General features: G+C 70.0%; 19 protein-coding genes. 4 read left to right on the top strand and 15 right to left on the bottom strand.

All coding sequences use genetic code 11. The features are described from left to right. The first annotated feature begins 127 nt into the window (after positions 1–127). The 4 genes from OX958_RS06500 (at position 128) to OX958_RS06485 (ending at position 4,875) form a co-directional block, all read left to right on the top strand. Positions 128–1,699, top strand: coding sequence for a class I adenylate-forming enzyme family protein (locus OX958_RS06500; RefSeq protein WP_270136245.1), 1,572 nt, complete (start codon positions 128–130; stop codon positions 1,697–1,699). Beyond that, positions 1,696–3,021 carry an MFS transporter gene (locus OX958_RS06495; protein WP_270136244.1) on the top strand — a complete coding sequence of 442 codons (1,326 nt, stop codon included), beginning with the start codon at positions 1,696–1,698 and terminating at the stop codon, positions 3,019–3,021. Before OX958_RS06500 ends, OX958_RS06495 begins: the two co-directional genes overlap by 4 nt. After that, positions 3,018–3,680 carry an SGNH/GDSL hydrolase family protein gene (locus OX958_RS06490; protein ID WP_270136243.1) on the top strand — a complete coding sequence of 221 codons (663 nt, stop codon included), beginning with the start codon at positions 3,018–3,020 and terminating at the stop codon, positions 3,678–3,680. Before OX958_RS06495 ends, OX958_RS06490 begins: the two co-directional genes overlap by 4 nt. Before the next feature lie 208 nt (positions 3,681–3,888). Then, positions 3,889–4,875, top strand: coding sequence for a methyltransferase (locus OX958_RS06485; protein WP_270136242.1), 987 nt, complete (start codon positions 3,889–3,891; stop codon positions 4,873–4,875). 2 nt (positions 4,876–4,877) lie between these two features. Here the strand turns inward: OX958_RS06485 and OX958_RS06480 are convergent, their stop codons facing one another. Genes OX958_RS06480 through OX958_RS06410 form a run of 15 tightly spaced genes read right to left on the bottom strand, consistent with a single transcriptional unit; the run spans position 4,878 to position 19,850 of the window. Beyond that, positions 4,878–6,113, bottom strand: coding sequence for a cytochrome P450 (locus OX958_RS06480; protein WP_270136241.1), 1,236 nt, complete (start codon positions 6,111–6,113; stop codon positions 4,878–4,880). Next, positions 6,113–7,477: a hypothetical protein gene (locus OX958_RS06475; RefSeq protein WP_270136240.1), complete on the bottom strand. Its 1,365-nt coding sequence runs from the start codon at positions 7,475–7,477 to the stop codon at positions 6,113–6,115. Before OX958_RS06475 ends, OX958_RS06480 begins: the two co-directional genes overlap by 1 nt. Beyond that, positions 7,474–8,847 (bottom strand): hypothetical protein, encoded by a 1,374-nt coding sequence (locus OX958_RS06470; protein ID WP_270136239.1) that lies wholly within the window; start codon positions 8,845–8,847, stop codon positions 7,474–7,476. The genes OX958_RS06475 and OX958_RS06470 overlap by 4 nt, the downstream gene beginning before the upstream one ends. Further along, positions 8,844–10,193 (bottom strand): hypothetical protein, encoded by a 1,350-nt coding sequence (locus OX958_RS06465; RefSeq protein ID WP_270136238.1) that lies wholly within the window; start codon positions 10,191–10,193, stop codon positions 8,844–8,846. The genes OX958_RS06470 and OX958_RS06465 overlap by 4 nt, the downstream gene beginning before the upstream one ends. Then, entirely contained in the window at positions 10,190–11,167 is a 978-nt protein-coding gene (locus OX958_RS06460) for an alpha-ketoacid dehydrogenase subunit beta (RefSeq protein ID WP_270136237.1), read from the bottom strand. The genes OX958_RS06465 and OX958_RS06460 overlap by 4 nt, the downstream gene beginning before the upstream one ends. Beyond that, entirely contained in the window at positions 11,167–12,117 is a 951-nt protein-coding gene (locus OX958_RS06455) for a thiamine pyrophosphate-dependent dehydrogenase E1 component subunit alpha (RefSeq protein WP_270136236.1), read from the bottom strand. The genes OX958_RS06460 and OX958_RS06455 overlap by 1 nt, the downstream gene beginning before the upstream one ends. 13 nt (positions 12,118–12,130) lie before the next feature. Continuing rightward, complete coding sequence (locus OX958_RS06450; protein WP_270136235.1) at positions 12,131–12,931, bottom strand: DUF3050 domain-containing protein; 801 nt, start codon at positions 12,929–12,931, stop codon at positions 12,131–12,133. A gap of 15 nt (positions 12,932–12,946) precedes the next feature. Then, positions 12,947–13,855 (bottom strand): phytanoyl-CoA dioxygenase family protein, encoded by a 909-nt coding sequence (locus OX958_RS06445; protein ID WP_270136234.1) that lies wholly within the window; start codon positions 13,853–13,855, stop codon positions 12,947–12,949. Then, entirely contained in the window at positions 13,852–14,925 is a 1,074-nt protein-coding gene (gene hppD / locus OX958_RS06440) for a 4-hydroxyphenylpyruvate dioxygenase (RefSeq protein WP_270136233.1), read from the bottom strand. Before hppD ends, OX958_RS06445 begins: the two co-directional genes overlap by 4 nt. Continuing rightward, positions 14,925–16,184: a beta-ketoacyl-[acyl-carrier-protein] synthase family protein gene (locus tag OX958_RS06435; protein ID WP_270136232.1), complete on the bottom strand. Its 1,260-nt coding sequence runs from the start codon at positions 16,182–16,184 to the stop codon at positions 14,925–14,927. The genes hppD and OX958_RS06435 overlap by 1 nt, the downstream gene beginning before the upstream one ends. After that, the gene (locus OX958_RS06430; protein ID WP_270136231.1) at positions 16,181–17,776 is read right to left on the bottom strand and encodes a class I adenylate-forming enzyme family protein; all 1,596 of its coding nucleotides are present in this window, start codon (positions 17,774–17,776) and stop codon (positions 16,181–16,183) included. Before OX958_RS06430 ends, OX958_RS06435 begins: the two co-directional genes overlap by 4 nt. Beyond that, positions 17,773–18,312: a beta-ketoacyl synthase chain length factor gene (locus OX958_RS06425; RefSeq protein WP_270136230.1), complete on the bottom strand. Its 540-nt coding sequence runs from the start codon at positions 18,310–18,312 to the stop codon at positions 17,773–17,775. Before OX958_RS06425 ends, OX958_RS06430 begins: the two co-directional genes overlap by 4 nt. After that, positions 18,309–19,343 (bottom strand): beta-ketoacyl-[acyl-carrier-protein] synthase family protein, encoded by a 1,035-nt coding sequence (locus OX958_RS06420; RefSeq protein ID WP_270136229.1) that lies wholly within the window; start codon positions 19,341–19,343, stop codon positions 18,309–18,311. The genes OX958_RS06425 and OX958_RS06420 overlap by 4 nt, the downstream gene beginning before the upstream one ends. Further along, the gene (locus OX958_RS06415; protein ID WP_270136228.1) at positions 19,336–19,596 is read right to left on the bottom strand and encodes an acyl carrier protein; all 261 of its coding nucleotides are present in this window, start codon (positions 19,594–19,596) and stop codon (positions 19,336–19,338) included. The genes OX958_RS06420 and OX958_RS06415 overlap by 8 nt, the downstream gene beginning before the upstream one ends. Beyond that, positions 19,596–19,850 carry an acyl carrier protein gene (locus OX958_RS06410; protein ID WP_270136227.1) on the bottom strand — a complete coding sequence of 85 codons (255 nt, stop codon included), beginning with the start codon at positions 19,848–19,850 and terminating at the stop codon, positions 19,596–19,598. Before OX958_RS06410 ends, OX958_RS06415 begins: the two co-directional genes overlap by 1 nt. Positions 19,851–19,862: the final 12 nt, after the last annotated feature.

Raw genomic sequence — 19,862 nt, 5'->3', positions numbered from 1 at the left:
CAACCTAGTTCCGGATTCCTGACACGTCAACGGGCGCATTGAATTGTTCGCTTGAATTCCCCCCGAAGCTGGTCGCCGGGAATTTCTCGCAGTACAGTCACCCCGGATACCGAAAGGGTGGGGCGCCATGTCGGTCGATACCGTGCTGGACAAGAATCTGGAACAGTCCGGTTCCTATGTCGTCACCGCACTCGGGCTGTTCGCGCGGTACGGCGAGGCCGAGGCGATCGTGGCCGGTGGGCGGCGGCTGACGTTCGCCGAGCTGCGCGCGCAGGTGCTCGACCTGGCCGCGATGCTGCAGGACCGCGGCGTCGGCCCGGACACCGGCGTCCTGGTACTGGCCGGCAACACACTCGAGCTGCCGGCCCTCCAGCTCGCGCTGCACCTGGTCGGCGCCCGGACGATGTGGATCGCGCCGATCGCGGGCCGCCGTGAGATCGAGGCGTTCGCGCGGCTGTCCGAGGCGGACGTGTTCGTCTACGACGCGCGGACCAAGGCGGAGGTCGGCGAGCGGCTGGCCGCGAGCCTCGGCGTACCGGTGCACTGCCTGGGCGAGGGTGGCCTCGGGCCGGACCTGCTGGCCGCGCCGAAGACGACGTTCCGCCCGGAGTACGGCGAACTGGCGCCGGCCACCTGCCTGCAGACCAGCGGGACCACCGGGGAGCCCAAGCTGGTGCATCACCGGCAGGCGTTCTACGAGCAGATCCTGACGCTGGCCGCCGACTACCTGGCCGCCGGCCTGCCGGTGCTGCGGCACCTGTCGCACTCGCCGATGGCGTTCGCGAGCGGTCAGATCACCAGCTTCTTCAACCTGTTCATGGGCGGCGTGCTGTTCCTGGAGGACAACTGGGACGCGGGCCGCGCGCTGGCGACGGTCGAGCGTGAGCGGATCAACTCGACCTACGTGTCGCCGCCGTTGCTCTACCAACTGCTGGACCACCCGGACCTGCCATCCACCGACGTGAGCAGCCTGTTCATGCTCAACGTCGGCGCCGGGCCCGCCGCGCCGTCCCGGCTGCGGCAGGCCATCGAGCGCTTCGGGCCGGTACTGCGCATCGTCTACGGCCTGAGCGAGGTCATCGTGGTCACGGCTCAGCCTGGGCTGACGGAGGACCCGGACCATCCCGAGCGGCTGCGGTCGTCGGGTGCGCCGTACGGGGACGTCCGAGTGGAGATCCGAGACGCCGACGGGCAGGTGGTCGAGGCGGGCCGCACGGGCGAGATCTACGCGACCAGCAAGCTGCGCTTCGCGGGGTACTGGGGCCGTCCGGACCTGACCGAGCAGGCCATCGTCGACGGCTGGGTGCGGACCGGTGACCTGGGCTACCTGGACGCCGACGGCTACCTGTACGTCGTGGATCGCGTGCAGGACACGATCGTCACCGGAGCGAGCAACTGGAACGTGTACTGCCGTCCGATCGAGGACCTGCTGCAGGCGCAGCCCGGCGTACGCGCGGCGGCGGTGATCGGCGTACCGGACGAGGCGTTCGGTGAGGTGCCGCACGCGTTCGTCGTCCGGTACGACGGTGCCGTGGTGACCGCACAGGAGCTGCGCGAGCTGGTCCGGGGCGAGTTCAACGAGATGTGGATGCCGCGGCAGATCGAGTTCCTCGACGAGCTGCCGCTGACCAGCGCCCACAAGGTCGACAAGGTGGCGCTGCGCTCGGCGCATGCCGCCGCACGGGCCGAGTCGCGATGAACCCGTCGCCGCGGACCTCCCTGGTCGCGCTGTTCACGGCGGACATCCTGTCCGCGCTGGGCACCCGGGTGTCTGCCGTGGCGATCCCCTGGCTGGTCCTGATGAGCACCGGCAGCGCCGCCAAGATGGGGCTGATCGCCGCTGCCGAGATGCTGCCGTACGCCCTGACGGGGGTGCTGGCGGCGCCGCTGGCGGACCGGTTCGGGCTCCGCCGGACGTCGATCGTGGCCGACGCGGGCAGCGCGCTGGCGATGGTCGCGGTGATCGTCAGTCCGGGCTCGTCGTTCACCCAGCTGGCCGCGCTGGTCGCGGTCGGCGGCGCGCTGCGCGGGATCGGCGACCGGGTGAAGCACGTGATGCTGCGGCCACTGGCCGAGCAGTGCGAGGTGCCGATGCTGCGGATCACCTCGCTCTACGAGGGCCTCAGCCGGGCCGCGACGCTGGTCGGAGCGCCGCTCGGCGGCCTGCTGATCGCCTGGCTCGGCACCAGCGGCGCGCTCTGGGCCGATGCCGCCTCGTTCGCCTTCTGCGCGGTGCTGGTCTTCGTCCTGGTCCAGCTACCGCCCGACGAGCCGGCCGCAGCTCGCGACCCGGAACCGGCCGCCATGAGCGACGCCGCCGCCCTCGCCGACGCCCCCGCGGCTCCCCGCAAACCGGCGCAGCCGGCTCCTGAGCCGTACTGGACCGCGTTGCGCGGCGGGTTCACCTTCCTGCGCGGCGACCAGGTGCTGATCGGCATGATGATGATGACGTTCGCGATCAACGTCTTCAGCCAGGCCAGCGGCGCGGTGTTCACCCCGCTGTGGGTCGAGCAGGTGGTCGGCTCCCCGGTCGTGCTGGGCCTGCTGTTCGGCGGGTTCGCCGGCGGCGCGCTGCTCGGCAACCTGATCTTCACCGTGTTCGCGGAGCGCATCCCGCCGTACCGGGCGTTCGTGATCGGTGCCCTGGTCGGCGGCGCGCCACGGCTGCTGACGATGGGCCTGTCGGACGAGGTCTGGCTGGTGGTCTCGGTCAGCTTCCTGTGCGGGATCGCGAACGCCTCGCTGAACCCGGTGATCGGGATGACCCTCTACACCCGGGTACCGCCGGAGCTGCAGACCCGGGTGTTCGGCGTCATCGGCGCGATCACCTTCGCCGGCATCCCGGTCGGCAGCCTGCTCGGCGGGTGGAGCGTGGCGCTGGTCGGCCTGCGCCCGGCCCTGCTGCTGGCGGGCGGGCTCTTCCTGCTGGCCACGCTGATCCCGGTGATCCAGATGTACCGCCGGCCGCTGGACATCCCGCAGTACAGCGGGGGCAGCGCCAAGACCGAGGGGGCAGATTGACCGAGGACGAGGATCCCTACTGCCTGGCTGCCGGGGAGAGCGCCGAGCTGCTCACCGGGCACCCGTGGCGCCGCTTCGCCGTCCTCGGCGACAGCGTGGCCGAGGGCCTGTGCGAGCCGCTCGAGGGCTACAGCGAGCTGCAGTGGGCCGACCGGCTGGCCGCCGAGCTGAGGGCCACCGCCCCCGACCTGGAGTACCTGAACCTGGGTGTCAGCGGCCTGCGCGCCCACGAGATCCACGCCACCCAGCTGGAGGCCGCGCTCGCCTTCAAGCCCGATCTGGCGCTGGTGGTAGGCGGTGGCAACGACGCCTTCAGCGCCCGGTACGACGCCGACCGGGTGGACCGTGAGCTCACCGCGATGATCACCGCGCTGCAGGAAGCGGGCGCCCAGGTGATCACCCTGGGCATGTTCGACGTGTCGGCCAGTCCCGCGATCCAGGAGTGGCTGCGCCCCGGGCTGCGGCAGCGGATGCGGCTGCTGTCCGAGCGGACCGCGGCGGTGGCCGAGCGGCTCGGCACGATCCACGTGCAGCTGACCGACCACCCGCTGTCGACCGACCCCGGCCTCTACAGCAGCGACGGCCGGCACGGAAACGCCCGCAGCGACGCCGTCGCCACCGCGGTGACCTTGCGGCGACTGAAGTCGGCATGGTCGTGAAATACCACCCGCAAAGCCTGAAAATGGCAACGACAATTCCTGCGCCAAAAGCAATCAACTCGGCCTGCACGAATTGTGGGCGGGCAATTCCTGAGAGTCACCCGAAATAAAGATCCGGCGATCGGTGAATTCCTCAGGGAACGCCGGTCACCGCCATCACCCGAAACCGGTGGAAACACCCGCCGAACGATCCGACCGGAGATCCGAGATGACCGAGCCGACCGAACCGATGGGCGTGCTGGAGTTCTGGGCGATGACCGACCTGGTCACGCCGATGGCGCTGCGGACCGTCGCCACCCTGCGGATCGCCGACCGGCTGGCCGCCGGCCCGGCGGACCTGAAGGACCTGGCCACGGCGGCAGGCTGTGACGCCGACGCGCTCGGCCGGGTACTGCGCTACCTGGCCGCCCGCGGCGTCTTCGTCGTGGCCGGGCCGGACCGCTTCGAGCTGGGACAGACCGCTCGCTGGCTGCTGGACGACGACCCGAGTGCCGCCCGCCGCTGGCTGGACCAGACCGGGTACGGCGGCACCATGGACCGAGCCCACCTCGACCTGCTGGGCATCGTCCGCCGCGGCGGCCCGGTGCAGGCCGCGAACAAGACCAGCCTCGATCCGGTGGCGGCCGCGTCGTACGACCGGTTGATGGAGGCCAACACCACCAACGAGGCCGAGCTGCTGGTCCGGGCGATCGACTGGAGCCGGTTCGGGCACATCGTCGACGTCGGCGGTGGCACCGGCGTCCAGCTGGAGCGGATCCTGGCCGCGACTCCCACGGCCCGCGGCACTCTGGTCGATCTGCCCGGCAGCGTCGAGAAGGCGGAGCAGCGGTTCGCCGAAGCCGGTCTCGACGACCGCTGCGGCCTGCTGGTCGGCAACCTCTTCGAGCTGGAGCTGCCCGAGGCCGACGCCTTCCTGCTGCGGATGCTGCTGCACTCGTTCGAGGACGACCAGGCCACGGACGCGCTGACGAGGTGCCGGCGGGCGCTGCGGCCCGGCGGCTCCGTCTTCGTGGCCGAGGCGGCCGACACCCACCAGCCCGGGTTCACCACGATGGACGTGCTGATGCTCGTCCTCGGGCACGGCCGGGAGCGCACCCTGGCCCAGTACGACGAACTCGCCGCCGCTGCCGGACTCAGCCGGGTCGCGATCCACACCCCTCCGGTCGGACCGCGCGCGATCGAGTACTCGGCCTGAGGTCATCGCGGTGACCCTCCGGCAACGGTCACCGGCAGACACTCGTAGCCCCGCAGGATGAGCTGGTCCGTCCGGACCGGCTGTCCTGCGAGGGCCAGGTGGGGGAAACGGTCGAGCACCATCGGCAAAGCGAGCCTCGCTTCGGTCCTCGCCAGCGCGGCGCCCAGGCAGTAGTGCGGGCCCGCGCCGAAGCTGACCGGCTGGTTGTCCGCCCGGTGCGGGTCGAACCGGTCCGGGTCGTCGAACCGCCGCGGGTCGCGGTTGGCCGCGCCGGTCAGTACGGCGACCAGCTGCCCCCTCTCCAGCGGTACGCCGAGGAACTCCGTGTCGGCGCTGGCCACCCGGGCGAAGACGTGCGCCGGAGTGTCGTAGCGCAGCACCTCCTCGACGTACGCCGGCATCAGCTCCGGCGCGGCGCGGATCTCCGGACTGGCCAGCAGCAGCGGCAGCGAGTTGCCGAACAGGTGGATCGTGGTGCTGAAGCTGGCGTTGAACAGCACCAGCAGGTTGCCCACCAGCTCCAGGTCGGTCAGCTGGTGCCGGCCGCTGTCGACGGCCTGGACCAGATCGCTGATCAGGTCGTCCTGCGGATCCGCCCGGCGCTTGGCGATCAGATCCACGTAGTAGCCGGTGATCCGGGTCGCGGCCTCGTCCGCCACCGCGAGCACCTCGGGGCCCTTCCGGCGGAAGTCGAGCCAGTCGTTGATCAGGTCCACCTGCGAGCGGAACCAGCTGATGTCGGAGTCGGGCAGGCCGAGCAGCCGGCCGACCACCCGGGCCGGCAGCAGGTAGGCGAACTCGGCCATGTAGTCCACCTCGGCACCACCGGCACCGAGGTCGGCCATCCGGTCCAGCAGCTCGTCGGCGATCCGGACCACCTCGGGCTCCATCGCCTGCACCCGGCGCGGCGTGAACACCTTGCGGAACAGGCCTCGCATCCGCCCGTGCCGGTCGCCGTTGCTGAACATCATCGAGTTCATCAGCGTGACCAGCACCGCGTGCTCGTGCCAGGTCGGCGTCATCGCCTCCATCCAGCAGGCGTCGTGCACCTCGAACGAGGAGTCCCGCATGAACCGGTCGACGGCCCGGTAGCCGAAGACGGCCGCGGAGTACGGCAGCTCGGGTGCGGTCAGGGCCAGCACCTCGCCGAGCTTGTGCAGTTCGGCGTACAGCGGGTACGGGTCCAGGTCACGGCCGCCGGCCGACAGCGCCCTCACCAGCTCGTTGCCGGTCGGCATCAGGCGCCGCCGAGCAGCAGTGATCCGGTGACGTGCACGTTGCGCTTGAGGTTGAGCACCTCGCCCTCACCCTGGCTCCCGATCCGCACGTAGCAGCCGAAGCCCTGCCGGCCGAAGGTGTAGGGACCGATCGAGAACGGCACCTCCGCGTGGTCGTGCTCACCGCTGTGCAGGTGCACGAAGTCCATCGTCATCCGGTCCGGGCGGGAGTAGTCCTGGACCAGGTGCAGGCCCGCCGCCACCCCGTGCTCGACCAGTCGCCGCCACTCCTCGGGAGTCGTCTCGCGACCGACCACGACGCCGGAGCCGCCGAACTCGTCGGTGGGCTTGAGCACCAGTTGCTCCCGCTCGGCGAGCGCGGAGTCCAGTAGCTCCGCCGTGAGCAGCCTGGTCCGGGGCAGATGGGTCCTGATCAGGTCCGCGTCCTCGGGCGGCAGCTGGTCCGCGTCCTCCCAGAGCCACGCGAAGACCAGCTTGTTGCTGATCAGCCAGGACGCCGCCGAGGTGAACAGCGACGCCGTACCGGCCTGCAGCGCGTCCTTGATCGCCTGCAGCCCGACGGTCGGCGGCATCTCGGAGCAGACGAACAACCGCAGGATCGTTTCCACCCGGCGGCCGCGGCCGACCAGGAAACCGCTCTCGTCCAGCTCCAGCCAGTCGAGCGGTTGCACGTCCATGTCGAAGCCGAGCTCCCGGCCACGCTCGGCGAACGGCTGCAGCAGCGCCACCAGCTTCTCCGGATCGCGCGACTCCGGATACTCGCCGTCGGTCCGGAAGACCATCGTCAGCCGGGCCCCGTCGGGGAGCCCGAAGGCCTCGCGGATCGCGGCGTACCGGCCGTCGACGGCCGACGGCGGTGCCTCGACCGGCAGCAACTCGTCGACACCGGTACTGCGGAACAGCTCCAGGAACCTGGCCGACACCCGCTCCGAGTCCCAGACACTGCCCACATCGCTGCCGATGTTGAACTCGACGATCTTCGGCACCCCGTCGGTCAGCAGGATGTCCGGGCGGCCCGACAGCACCAGGTGATCGCCAAGCGGCTCGTCGTCGTTCACGAACTCGACCCGATCGTCGGGGATCCCGAGCAGCTTGCGCAGCTCCCCCGCGGTGGCGGCCCGGCGACGGCAGCAATCCAGCACGAGCTGCAGCATCCGGTCGCTCAGCGCGTACAGCTCCTCCAGCCACGCCTTCTGCATCAGCACCGGCCGGAGCGGACGCCAGGTCTCGTTGTAGGTCGCGATGTTGTCGAAGACCGTCGCCCAGCCGGTGTCCCCGGCGGCCAGGACCGCCTTCCGCACCTCGGGCGATAAGTTGCCCCAGGCATCGAATCCGGGGCGGCCGGCCCAGTCGTGTCCGGTCACGTCGTGACCAGCAACGGCCCGGTGACGTGGATGGCCCGCTTGAGGTTGAGGACCTCACCTTGCTCCTGGCAACCGACCCGGAGGAAGCAGCCGTACGACTTGCGCCCGAACGTGTAGGGACCGACGGAGTACGGCACCTCGGCGGCCAGGTGCGCACCCGTCTCGATGTTGACGAAATCCATCGACAGCCGGTCCGGCCGCACGTAGTCCTGCAGCAGGAAGCCGCCTCGCCGGACCGCCTCCTCCAGCCCTTCCCGCCAGGCGCCGGGCTCGGTCTCGTGCCCCACCAGTACGCCGGCACCGCCGTATTCGTCGGCAGGCTTCAGCACCAGTGAAGCCTGCTGGGCGACGGCGTCCTCAAGCATCTCGCTGCTCAGCCGGCGGCTCCACGGCACGTGCTGACGGACCAGCTCCTGGTCCTCGGCGGACAGCAGCTCGAGATCGTCCCAGAGCCAGGTGAGCACCAGCTTGTTGGCGAGCAGCCAGCCCGCCGACGAGGTGAAGAGCTTCGTCCTGCCGGACTCCACCGCGGCCTTGAGCGCTGCCTGGCCAGGGATCTGCGGCATGTCCGTGCAGACGAACAACCGGAAGACCGCGTCCACCCGGCGGCCCTGGGTGACCAGCTCGCCGTCCTCGTCGGTCTCCAGCCAGAGCAGCGGCGAGACGTCCCCGTCGATCCCGAAACCCTTGCCCCGCTCGACGTACGGGTCGAGCGACCTGACGATCGCCTCCAGGTTGTCGCTGCCCGGATAGACGCCTTCCGTGCGCAGTACGGTGGTCAGCCGGTCGCCCGGCTTCAGCCCGAGCGTGTCGACGATCGCCTGGTAGCGGCCGTCGACCGGCGACGGCGGCTCGGTGACCTGGACCGGACCGTCCACCCCGTCGAGGGTCTGCAGCCCGTGGTCGGAGAACACCGTCAGGAACCGGGTCGAGACCCGCTCGGTGTCCCAGACGCAGCCGGCCTCGCTGCCGATGTTGAACTCGACGAACTTCGGGACGCCGCCGCTGATCAGGATGTCCGGCCGGCCCGACTGGATCAGCTGTTCGCCGAGCACCTCGTCGTCGTCCAGGTACTCGATCAGGCCCTCCGGCGTACCGAGCAGCTTGCGCAGTTCGCCGGCCGTGGCCGCCCGCCGCTGCGCCGTCTCCAGCAGCAGCCCGAGCAACCGGTCCATCACCGCTGCCAGCGCGTCGTACGTCGTCTGGTGGATCATCACCGGGCGCAGCGGCCGCCAGGACTTGTTGAAGGTCAGGACCCCACTGAAGACGTCCCGCCAGTCCTCGGACCCGGCCGCCAGCACCTTCTCCTTGCTTGCCTGAGGCAACTCGTTCCAGTAGTCGAACGAAGTACCCTGCCAGTCGAAACTCATCGGTTCTCCCCCACGTTCACGAGCAGCAGGCCGCCGGTCAGCGCGCCTTGGGTCAGGTTCACCACGCCACCGGCGCCCGGCGGCGAGAAGCGGGTGAAGACACCGGCCGGGATCCGGTCGAACAGGTAGGTCGACACGCAGTACGAGACGTCGGCCTCGACCACCTCGCCGGTCTCCGGCTTGAGGAACTGCATCGTCAGCGGGTCCGCCTCGATCAGCTCCTGGAAGATGTGCGGGCCGGTGGCCGCGTCGATCGCCGCGGCCCAGTCCTCCGGCGAGGTCTGCGGGCCGATGAAGACGCCGTGACCGCCGTAGTCGTCGGTCGGCTTGAACACCAGCCGCTCCCGCTCGTCGATCACGCGCTGCCGCAGGGCCGGCTGGTAGACCCACGTCCGCGGGACGTGCGCGCGGACGATCTCCGCGTCCTCGGCCGGCAACTGGTCCAGGTCGTCCCACAACCAGGCGAAGATCGTCTTGTTGCTCAGCAGCCAGACGGCGGTCGGCAGGTACATCCGGAAGTTCCTGGCGGCGTTGGCCGCCCGCAGCGCGGCCATTCCGTCGGACTCGTCGACGAAGGTCGGCACGAACATCCGCCAGACCGCGTCGAGGATCCGGTCGCCCGCCTTCAGCCGCCCGTCCGCGTCCTGCTCCAGCCACTCGACCGGATGGACGATCAGGTCGACCCCCAGCTCCCGGCCCCGATCGGCGAAGGGCCGCAGCCGGTTGATCATGTACGTCGCGTCGTGCGCGCCCGGGTAGCCGCCACCCGAGGTGTAGACCATCGCGGTCACCTGGTCCGGCCCGACGTCCGAGCGGATCGCGTCGAAGCGCGCGTCCACCGCGGACGGCGGCGCGGCGGCGTCCATCGCGGTGAACATCGGCTCGTCCCGGTAGACCTCCATCCACCGCTTGATCACGCCGTCGGCGTCCAGTACGCCGCCCAGCGCGCTCTCGACGTTGCACTCGACCATCCGCGGCACCCCGCGCTCGAGCAGCAGGTCGGAGCGGATCGCGTTGATCAGCCGCCCGGTCAGCGGCTCGTCGTCGTCCAGCAACTGGATCCGGCCGTCCGGAACCCCCAGGACCGCGCGGAGCTCCCCCGCCGTACGGGCCCGGCGCCGGCAGGCGTCCAGCACGAGCTGCGAGACGCGTTGCGTGATCCGGTTCAGCTCGGCGTACCCGGCGTGCGTGCCGACCGGCGAGCGAAGCGGGATCCAGTTCTGGTTCTGCAGCGCGACGTCCTCGTAGACCTGCGACCAGTATTTGTGGCCATAGGCAAGCAACTTCTCGCGGACGTCGGCCGGCAGCACCGGCCAGAGCTCGGCCGCGGATGGTCGCTCTGTCACTGCTCGTCCCCCTCCAGTACGCCGCGGATCGCCGCGACCAGGTCGTCGCGGCCCGGCTGGACCGCCCGGTCGAGCGCCAGCGCGAACGGCAGTACCGCGCCGTCCGGCCTGGTCACCCGGCGCGGCCGCGCGACCAGGTCGAAACGCTCGGCCGCCACCGCCAGTACCTCGGCTCCGAAGCCGCTGGTCCGGTTCGAGTCGTCGATCACCACCAGCCGCCTGGTGCGCGCGACGGACTCGGCCAGCCCTGCCACGTCCAGCGGATAGACGGTGCGTGGGTCGAACACCTCGATCGACGCCACCCCGGCGAGCTCGTCGGCGACCGCGAGCGCGTCCTGGACCAGGTGGCCGAGGGCAACGACCGTGACGTCGGAACCGGGCCGCGCGATCCGCCCGACGCCGAGCGGTACCGGCGCCAGAGTCGAGAAGTCGACATCTTCCCGGAAGCCCAGCGCACCGGCCGGCGCGAACACCACCACCGGGTCGTCGTCGCGGATCGCCGACAGCAACAGGCCGTAGGCGTCCGCGGGGTTCGACGGCACCACCGTCTTCACCCCGACGGCCGCGAACAGGCTGTAGGGATGGTCGGAGTGCTGCCCGGCCCAGCCGGTCCTCGACCCGGAACCCGGGACGACGTACGTCACGGGCACCTTGCACTGGCCACCCGACATCAGCGCCAGCTTGTGCGCCTGGTTCGCGATCTGCTCGAAGACCAGGAAGAGCAGCGACGGGATCTGGAACTCGATCACCGGCCGCATCCCGACCAGGGCCGCGCCGGTGGCGAAGTTCGTGAACGCCTGCTCCGACAACGGGGTGTCCAGCACCCGGTCCGGACCGAACCGGCCGAACAGGCCGGCGGTCAGGTTCGAGGCCGCCACCCGGATGTCCTCACCCAGCAGGAACACCCGGTCGTCGGCCGCCAGTTCGTCACCGAGCGCCCGGTTCATCGCTTTCAGATAGGACAACTTGGGCATCAGCTGAACACCTCCGGCGACGAGTACAGGTACTGCAGGGCCGCGGACGGATCCGGGTGGGCACTGCCCAGCGCGATCCCGGCCGCCGCGTCGAGCAGGGCCTCGACCTCGGCGTCGACGGCGGCCCGGTCCTCCGGGGCCAGCCGGGCCCCCTGGATCTCCACCGGGTCCCGCGACCACCCGGCGGACAGCTCCTCGGTCGAGCGGTAGGTGAGCCGGGTCCGGTGCTCGAACGTGTGGTGCGCGTCGAACCGGTACGTCGTGCACTCCAGGAAGGTCGGGCCCTTGCCGGCCCGGGCCCGGTCGACGGCGGCGGTCGTTGCCGCCAGCACCTTTTCCGGGTCCTGGCCGTCGATCGTGAAGGACGGGATGCCGAACGCCTTGGCCCGGCCGGTGATGCTGCCGGCCACGGCCGAGTCGACCGGCATCGTGGTGGCGTAGCCGTTGTTCTCACAGACGAACACGACCGGGACGTGCCAGAGGGCGGCCAGGTTGAACGCCTCCAGCAACATTCCCTCGTTGACCGCGCCGTCACCGAAGAAGGTCGCCGCGACGGTCGACTTGCCCAGCCGGCGTTGGGCCCAGGCAGCGCCGGTGGCGATCGACCCGGCGGCGCCGACGATGGCGTTGGCACCCAGGATGCCCAGGCCGAAGTCGGCCGCGTGCATCGAGCCGCCGCGGCCCTTGTTCAGCCCCGACTCCCGGCCCATCAGTTCGGCGAACATCCGGGCCGGGTTCACCCCCTTGGCCAGCACGTGACCGTGGCCACGGTGGGTACTGGTGATCAGGTCGTCGGCGCGCAGCGCGGCACAGACGCCGGCCGCGATCGCCTCCTGACCGACGTACGGGTGGATGCCGCCGACGATCTCGCCGGACCGGACGTACTCGATCGCGCGCTCCTCGAAGCGGCGAATCAGCCGCACGGTCCGGTAGAGATCGATGGTGGTCATCAGTCAGCGGCCCTCAGCCCTTGATGGCGGCGAGGATGCCGTCCCACAGCCTGGCCCGGGCGGCCAGCGCGGTGTTGATGGTGTCGGCGCACTCGTCCCACTTCTGCTGGTCGTCGCCACACAGGTCGGCGACCATCTGCATCGCCATCGGGGTGTGGAACTCACCGTCCACCTCGATGTGCCGCTCCAGGTAGTCGACGAAGGTGTTGAGCTTCTTGGAGCGCTCGTTCACCGCCACCACCTGGGTGAACATGTCCGGGATCAGGTCCTCGCGGCCGAAGGCGAAGGCGGCTGCCTGGCAGTGCACCGGCGCGTTCTCGATGATGCCCCAGGTGGTGCCGGCGAAGTCGATCGAGACCTGCGGTACGCCGGCCGCGGTCAGCGACTCGACCACCTTTCCACCGTCGCGGAGCAGCTCGATCAGCTTGTCGATCGCGTCAGTCCGGGCGCCGGCCTCGTGCATGCCGTCGACGTACAGCTCGAAGTGGCTGATGAAGGCCGGCTTGCCGTCGTCGCCCCCCAGCTCGTCGCTCTCCTCCACCATCACGATGTCGTTGATCAGCCGGCGGCTGTTGCGGTGCTCGGTCGGGATCCACGGGACCGTGACACAGGTGAGCTCGCGCTGCAGGGACTTCAGCAGTGACATGAAGTCCCAGACCGCGAAGACGTGGTGCTCCATGAAGGTGACCAGCGACTCGTGCGTGTCCAGGTTGGCGTAGAGCGGGTGCTGGACGACCTTGTCGCGGGCCTCGGTGACGGCCTTCTCCAACTGCTCGATGCCCGGGTGGGTCTGACCCCAGTCGTAACGTGACATGGCTGTTCTCCTTGTTTAGCGGTCGGCCCAGAGAGTGGGGCAGAAGTCCGGGTCGGCGTAGTCCGGCATGCCGTCCGGGGTCCGGCGGACCAGGGCGTCGTGGTTGTACGCCGCGAGGGTGCCGTCGGAGAGCGGGAACTCCCGGTAGGAGTTGCCGCCGTCCTGCAGGTGCAGCGAGATCGCCCGGCGGGGGATGTCGCTGACGTTCGCACCGCTGCCGTGGTACGTCCGGCAGTGGTGGAAGTTCATGTGGCCGCGCGGGATCGTGATCGGCAGCTTGACCACCTCGACGCCGTTGAACGCGGCGTTGTCGGCCAGCATCTGCTCCAGCTGCGACTTGTCCCGCTCGGCGAAGTGCCGGACCACGGTGTCGTTGGCGCCGATCTCCTTCCACCGGTGACTGCCGTCGACCATCGTGATGGTGCCCATCTCGGGCGGGCAGTCGTGGAACGGGATGAACGCGGTCAGCATCCGGTCCGACGACGAGGACGACCAGTAGTGCTTGTCGAAGTGCCAGGGCACGATGTTCGACGGTTCGCCCTCGATCGGCGGCTTGTAGATCAGGGTGGACTGGAAGATCCGGATCTCCTCGACCTGGGCCAGCCGGGCCGCGACGGCCCCGATCAGCGGCTTGCGGAGGATCTTGGCCAGTCCGTCGTGCTCGTAGTGGACGTAGTCGTTGTGCCGCTGGACGTCGCCCTTGGACGGGTCCCAGTAGGCCAGCTTGGGCGGCGTGACCGGCAGCTCCCGGTCACGTTCGCCGGCGTAGTACCGCTCACTGGCGTTGACCAGCTCGTCGGTCTCGTCGTCGGTGAGCAGCTTCTTGGACAGGTACCAGCCGTGCTCGGCGTAGAACGCGACGTCCTCGTCCGACGGCAGCAGCTCGATCTCCTCGGCCGACAGGGTGAACTCGAGCCCGCTCATACCTCGACCCCCTGCAGCTCGCGCTCCTTCGCCTCGTACAGCGCCTTGATGTTGCCGCTGCCGAACGTCATCGCGCCGCGCCGCTCGATGATCTCCAGGAACAGCGTCCGGCGGACGTGCATCGACTCGGTGAAGATCTGCAGCAGCTGGCCCCAGTGGTCCTTGTCCACCAGGATGCCGAGCTCCTCCAGGTCCGCGATCGGGGTCTCGACCTCGCCCACCCGGTCCGGCAGCGCCTTGTAGTACGCCGACGGCGAGGCCAGGAAGTTGACCCCCCGGCCCTTCAGGGTGCCGACCGCCTCGACGATGTCGCTGGTCCGCAGCGCGACGTGCTGGACGCCGGCCCCCGCGTGCCAGGTGAGGAAGTCGTTGATCTGCCCCGGCCGGCGGTTCGGGTCGGGCTCGATCAGCGTGAAGGTGACGTGCTTGGACGGGCTCTGGACGACCGTCGACTCCATCCCCTGACCGGCCACCTCGATGTACTCGTCGAAGATCGGCAGGAAGCCGAACACCTTCTCGTAGAACTCGACGGTCGACTTCAGCTCCCCCGAGGGCACGCAGATCGCCAGGTGGTCGATCTCGCTGAACAGCTTCTCGTCCGGGCCCTTCGACGGCTCGGTGATCGCGAACGCGCCCGGCAGGAACTCCCGCCGCGGCCCGTGCCGCTCGACCAGCCGGTGGATCACGTCGCCGAAACCGGCCACCTCCGCGATCACCACGGTGGTCTCCTGCTCGTCGGAGTACGTCGCCGGCTCCCGCACCGACTCGGCACCGCGGCTGAGCAGTTCGGTGTAGGCGACGGAGGCGTTGTCCACCTCGATGCCCACCACGGCGACACCGTCACCGTGCCGCTGGACGTACTCGGCGGCGGGGTGGCCGGCGGCCAGCCCCGAGGTCAGTACGATCTGTACGGCGCTCTCCCGCAGCAACAGCGAGCGCTGGTCGGTCAACCCGGTCTCCGGACCGCCCTGACCGTGCACCTGCAGGCCGAATGCGTGCGTCAGGTAGAACGCCGCCTGCTTGGCGTCGCCCACGTACATCTCCACGTGGTCGATCCCGTAGATCTCCATCACCAGACCTTCCCCTCACTCTTGATCTCTGTGCTCGGAGGTCCGAACAGCAGGCTGACGTTCTGGCCACCGAACCCGAACGAGTTCGACAGTCCGTACCGCGCACGCGCCTCGCGCGGCTCATGGCGGACGTGATCCAGCGGGCAGGCCGGATCGGGGTCTTCGAGGTTGTACGTCGGCGGCAGCAGACCGGTGTTGATCGCCATCGCGGTGGCGGCGGCCTCGACCACGCCCGACGTACCGAGCATGTGACCGGTGAGCGCCTTGGTCGAGCTCACCGCCGGGCTGGAACCGTTGAAGGCAAGGCCGATCGCGACCGACTCGGCCACGTCGCCGAGCTTGGTGCTGGTGCCGTGCGCGTTGACGTAACCGACCTGCTCCGGCGAAACCTTGCCCGAGGCAAACGCCTGGCGCATGCAGGCGGCCGCTCCGGTACCGTCGGGCCGCGGCGCGGTCGGGTGATGAGCGTCGGCGTTGACGCCGTACCCGGCCAGGTCGGCGTACCCCTTCGCTCCGCGCCGGTCGGCGTGCTCGGTGCTCTCCAGGACCAGCAGCGCGGCACCTTCGGAGAGCACGAAACCGTTCCTGCGCAGGTCGAACGGACGGCTGGCGTCGGTCGGGTCGTCCCAGCCGCGAGCGAGTGCGCGGGCGTTGGCGAAGGTCTCCGCGAACGTCGGGAACAGCGGTGCCTCGCTGGCACCACAGATCACCACGTCGGCCTCACCACCGCGGATCAGCCGGACGCCGTCCGCGATGGACTGGGCACCGGACGCGCACGCCGTACCGACCGACGAGGTGTAGCCGCGGATCCCGAACCGGATCGCGACCCTGGCGGCCGGCATGTTCGGCAGGATGCCGGTCAGCAGGTACGGGCTGACGGCTGCCCGCCCGCGCTCGGCCCTGGCCAGCACCTGGTTCTCCAGCGTCGCCATCCCGCCGACGCCGCCGATGATCACGCCGATCCGGTCGGCCTCGACGTTCTCCCCGACCACGATCCCCGCGTCCGCCAGCGCTTCCTCGGCCGTCAGCTGCGCCAGGATCACCGTCCGGTCCATCACCTTCCCGTCCGGCCCGCTCGCGATGCTGCCCGCGTCGAACTCCGGCAGGAAGCCGCCCAGCTCGACGGAGTTGGCCACCGGATGTCCCACCGGCGGCCGGCTGATTCCGGACTTGCCTTTCAGCAAGCTGCCGAACACCTGGTCGATCCCCCGGCCCACCGGGGTCATCAGCCCCATGCCGGTGATCGTCACGCCGTTCATCGGCCGGCTCCGACGCGGTCGGCGCGGAGGGCGACTTTGCGGACCTTGCCGGTGACTGTCACGGGCACTTCGTCCTCGGTGACCGTCGTGATGCCCCGGATGGTGGCGGCGACTTCCTCGCCGACCGCCTCGCGGACCCGTGCGTCGCGGTCCTCCGCCGGGTCGGCGTCGGCGGCCAGTTCCAGCAGGACGTCGGTGACGAAGCGGCCGTCCTCCTGGACGATGACGACCGTGCAGTCCTGGACCTCCGGCAGCGCCGCGAGGATACGTTCCTCGGACATCGAGGTGTAGAGCTGCGGGCCGTCGAAGCCGGCGACCGCGTCCGGCACCCGGTCGAGGTGGAAGTAGTGGCCGGTGTCGTCGCGGTAGACCAGGTCACCGGTCAGGAACCAGCCGTTGAGGCGGAACTTGTAGGTGTTGACCGAGTCGTTCCAGTAGCCGGGCGAGACCGACGGCGAACGGAAGCCCAGCAGCCCCACCTTGCCGGGCGGCAGCTCCGCGCCGGCGGAGTCCAGCACGGTCGCCTCGGCGAACTGGTACGGCTTGCCGATACACCGGCCGTAGTGGTCGCTGTCCACCGTGTGCGTGATGTGGAACCCGTTGTGCCCCATCTCGCTGGACCCGAGACCGTCGATGAAGTGCGAGCCCGGGATCGTCGTGCGACCCCCGCGGCCGACCGTCTCACGGGTGCCGACGGCCACCAGTTTGCGGATGTGCGGCTCATGCGCGCAGTCCCCGGTGTTGAACCACATCCGGACCGAGTCGACGGCACGGGCGCTCAGGTCCTCCCGCGCCAGCCCGGCCCAGGTCACCGCGAACCCGTAGACACCGTGCGGTCTCCACCGCTCGATCTGCCGCAGTACGACGGACGCGTCCTGGCTCGACAGCAACAGCATCTCGGCCCGGTTGCCGAGCACCTGGTTGACCATCAGGATCGTCGCGGTGTGCGGAATCGGCAGCGCGTTCAGGATCCTGTCGGTGCCCTGCGACTGCGGCATAGTGAGCAGATGCTTCAGCGCGGCGTACAAGGTGCGGTGGGTGTGCAGCACGGCCTTCGGCACCCCCGTCGTACCGGAGGTGTGGGTGATCACGATCGGGTCGTCCTGGTGATGCCGGTACTGCGCCGGCGCCTTCGCCGGGTCGCCGGTTCCCAGTTCCCGGGGCTCCCCCAGGATCGGTGCCTCGCGCAACAGGTCCCGGTGCGCCGCATCGGCCAGTACGCCGGTCACCCGCAACCGGCGGATGTACTCCTCCGCGATCTCCGGCGCCATCTTGCCGTTCAGCAACGCCGGGATCGCCCCGACCCGGGTCAGCGCCAGGAAGCTCAGCACGATGTCGGCCGCGTCGGTGGCCCAGATCGCGACCACGTCCCGCCGGCCGATGCCCTGGTCGCGCAACCACGACGTGCGCGCCTGGACCCGGTCGTCGAGCTCCCCGAGAGTGAGTGGATGTTCGGCCGGGTAGTGGTCGACGGCGGTGTCGAACGTCAGCCCCGGCCCGTTCAGGTCGGCCCCGTGCGCGATCACGGTGGCCAGCACGTTGCCCGCGCCGATGGCCGGATCGGCCGCCAGCCGGGCTCTCAGACTCTTCACAACTGATCTCCCCCACTCACCAGGAGGGCGACGGCGGTGTCGCCCTGACTTGCCTGTTCCACCAGCACGACGAGCACCTGGTCGGCGTCGCCGTCGGCGATCAGCAACGCGGCTTCGTCCAGGCCGGCCTGCCGGGCGGTGCTGGCCGCGTGCCCCGGCGGGTTGAGACAGACGACCGGACCGTGCAGTCCCCAGCGGGCGGCGACGTAGCCGGCCACGCTGTTGGGAACGGACTGGAAGAAGTGCAGCGGCCCAACTCGTTTGCCGTTGGCAACGGTCTGCCGGACCTGTTCGGCCGCGACCCGGTCACCGGTGCGGCTGACCAGCACGATGCCGACCTTCTCGCCCTGCCGGGCGGCGACGTCGCCGTACAGGGACTGCAGGCAACGATCGGCGACGATCGCGACCAGCGGGCTGAACGTCGAGCCGATGAACCCGGGCAACGCCGGCGGACCCGCCAGCGCGTCATCGCCCAACTGCGGCCAGTGACTGTCCATCACCACGCGGACTTCGGGAATCTGAACCAGGCTGTTCATCCGGCACGCACCAGCAGGGCGGTGTTGGCTCCTCCGAAGGCAGCGTTCAGCGTCAGCCCGTACTGCGCTGTCGCCGGCCGCGGCGCGTCCAGGATCAGATCCAGCGGGCAACTCGGGTCGGGGCTGGTGAACCCGGCGTTGACCGGCAGCTTGCCGGCCCGCAGTGCCAGCACCGTCATCACCAGCTCCAGCAGCCCGGACGCCTCCAGCGCGTGACCGTGCACCGACTTCGTCGAGCTGACCGGGACGTCGGCCGGGAACACCGTGCGGATCGCGGCCGCCTCCGAGGCATCGCTCATGGCGGTCCCGGTGGCATTGGCGTTGATGTAGCCGACGACGTCGGTGGGCAGCTCCGCCTTGCGCAGCGCCGCTTCGATCGCCGCGGCCAGCCCCTGACCGTCCGGTGCCGGCTGACACGGGTGGTACGCATCGCCGGCCCGGCCCCAGCCTGCGACCTCGGCCAGCCCTTCGCCGCTTTGCAGTACGACCGCGACCACGGCATCGCCGAGCAGCAGACCTCGGCGATCGAGGCTGAACGGCCGGACCGTGCTGTCGTCGGAGAGCGCCCGGCCGGCGTCGAACAAGGCGAACTGATCGGACTCGACCAGATAGCCGGCCGCCACGACGATCCGCTCCGCGTACCCGTTGCGAATCAGCGTGGCCGCGTCGGCGACCGCGGTACTGGCGGACACACAGGCGCTGGTGTAGATTTTCGCGGCCCTGGTGGCCAGACCGCGGACGCCGGAGCGCCCGTGGACCGCGAGGAACAACGGCGTCGTCGCTCGCTGGGCCGGAGTCAGACCGGCGTCGGCGCAGGCGTCGATGACCGCGTCGAGCAGTTCCTCTTCCAGCGAGCGGGCGTCGGCCGCGGTGGCCGCACGGGTCACCCGGCGGTTCGAGGTGTCGAACCGCCGGACCTCACCGAACGCGGGCGCGCCGGGAAGCGCCGCGGCGAGTTGCGCCTCGGCCCCCCGGCCGAGCGCGCTCAGCACCGAGAAACCCGTGACGGAGACCGGATGGACGTCAGACATGACTCTTGAGCGCTTCCGCGAGCACGAGTACGGCGTCGTCGATCGTCCTGATCCGGTCCAGCTGGTCGTCGTCGAGTTCCAGCTCGTAGCGTTGCTCGACCTGATGGACCAGCCAGGCCAGCTCCATCGAGTCGATGCGTTCCCGGACGTCGCCGGGCTGGCGATCACCCAGCGCTGCCAGCCAGTCGACGATCTCGGCTCTCCCCGGTGGGGGCAGGGCGGAGGAGGGTGGCGGTTGAATGGCAGAACTCATCAGACCTGCGTCGCTACCCGGCCGGCCACCGCGGTGGTGAACTCGCCGACGGTCATCAGGGCCAGCTCCTCGGACTCGTCGTCGGAGAACCGGACGCCGAACTTGTCCTCGACCCGCACCGACAGGTCGGCCAGCGCGAGCGACTCGAGATCGACCCCGGCCGGGCCGAGGGTGGTCTCGTCGTCGATCCCCTCGACGTCGTAGTTCATGTCCTGCAGCTGCGCGAGGACGAACTCGCGAACCTCTTCCCTCATCGGGATACCTTC

Origin of the sequence: Kribbella sp. CA-293567, from assembly GCF_027627575.1 — a bacterium.
In the GTDB taxonomy this organism is placed as follows: domain Bacteria; phylum Actinomycetota; class Actinomycetes; order Propionibacteriales; family Kribbellaceae; genus Kribbella.
This window is presented reverse-complemented; position numbering and strand designations above follow the sequence as displayed.

Coding starts and splice junctions, on each gene's coding strand:
- OX958_RS06410 (WP_270136227.1), bottom strand. CDS start 19,850: ATGAGGGAAGAGGTTCGCGAGTTCGTCCTCGCGCAGCTGCAGGACATG.
- OX958_RS06480 (WP_270136241.1), bottom strand. CDS start 6,113: ATGCCGACCGGCAACGAGCTGGTGAGGGCGCTGTCGGCCGGCGGCCGT.
- OX958_RS06445 (WP_270136234.1), bottom strand. CDS start 13,855: ATGAGCGGGCTCGAGTTCACCCTGTCGGCCGAGGAGATCGAGCTGCTG.
- OX958_RS06450 (WP_270136235.1), bottom strand. CDS start 12,931: ATGTCACGTTACGACTGGGGTCAGACCCACCCGGGCATCGAGCAGTTG.
- OX958_RS06460 (WP_270136237.1), bottom strand. CDS start 11,167: ATGCCCAAGTTGTCCTATCTGAAAGCGATGAACCGGGCGCTCGGTGAC.
- hppD (WP_270136233.1), bottom strand. CDS start 14,925: ATGGAGATCTACGGGATCGACCACGTGGAGATGTACGTGGGCGACGCC.
- OX958_RS06415 (WP_270136228.1), bottom strand. CDS start 19,596: ATGAGTTCTGCCATTCAACCGCCACCCTCCTCCGCCCTGCCCCCACCG.
- OX958_RS06435 (WP_270136232.1), bottom strand. CDS start 16,184: ATGAACGGCGTGACGATCACCGGCATGGGGCTGATGACCCCGGTGGGC.
- OX958_RS06495 (WP_270136244.1), top strand. CDS start 1,696: ATGAACCCGTCGCCGCGGACCTCCCTGGTCGCGCTGTTCACGGCGGAC.
- OX958_RS06500 (WP_270136245.1), top strand. CDS start 128: ATGTCGGTCGATACCGTGCTGGACAAGAATCTGGAACAGTCCGGTTCC.
- OX958_RS06455 (WP_270136236.1), bottom strand. CDS start 12,117: ATGACCACCATCGATCTCTACCGGACCGTGCGGCTGATTCGCCGCTTC.
- OX958_RS06425 (WP_270136230.1), bottom strand. CDS start 18,312: ATGAACAGCCTGGTTCAGATTCCCGAAGTCCGCGTGGTGATGGACAGT.
- OX958_RS06470 (WP_270136239.1), bottom strand. CDS start 8,847: ATGAGTTTCGACTGGCAGGGTACTTCGTTCGACTACTGGAACGAGTTG.
- OX958_RS06485 (WP_270136242.1), top strand. CDS start 3,889: ATGACCGAGCCGACCGAACCGATGGGCGTGCTGGAGTTCTGGGCGATG.
- OX958_RS06420 (WP_270136229.1), bottom strand. CDS start 19,343: ATGTCTGACGTCCATCCGGTCTCCGTCACGGGTTTCTCGGTGCTGAGC.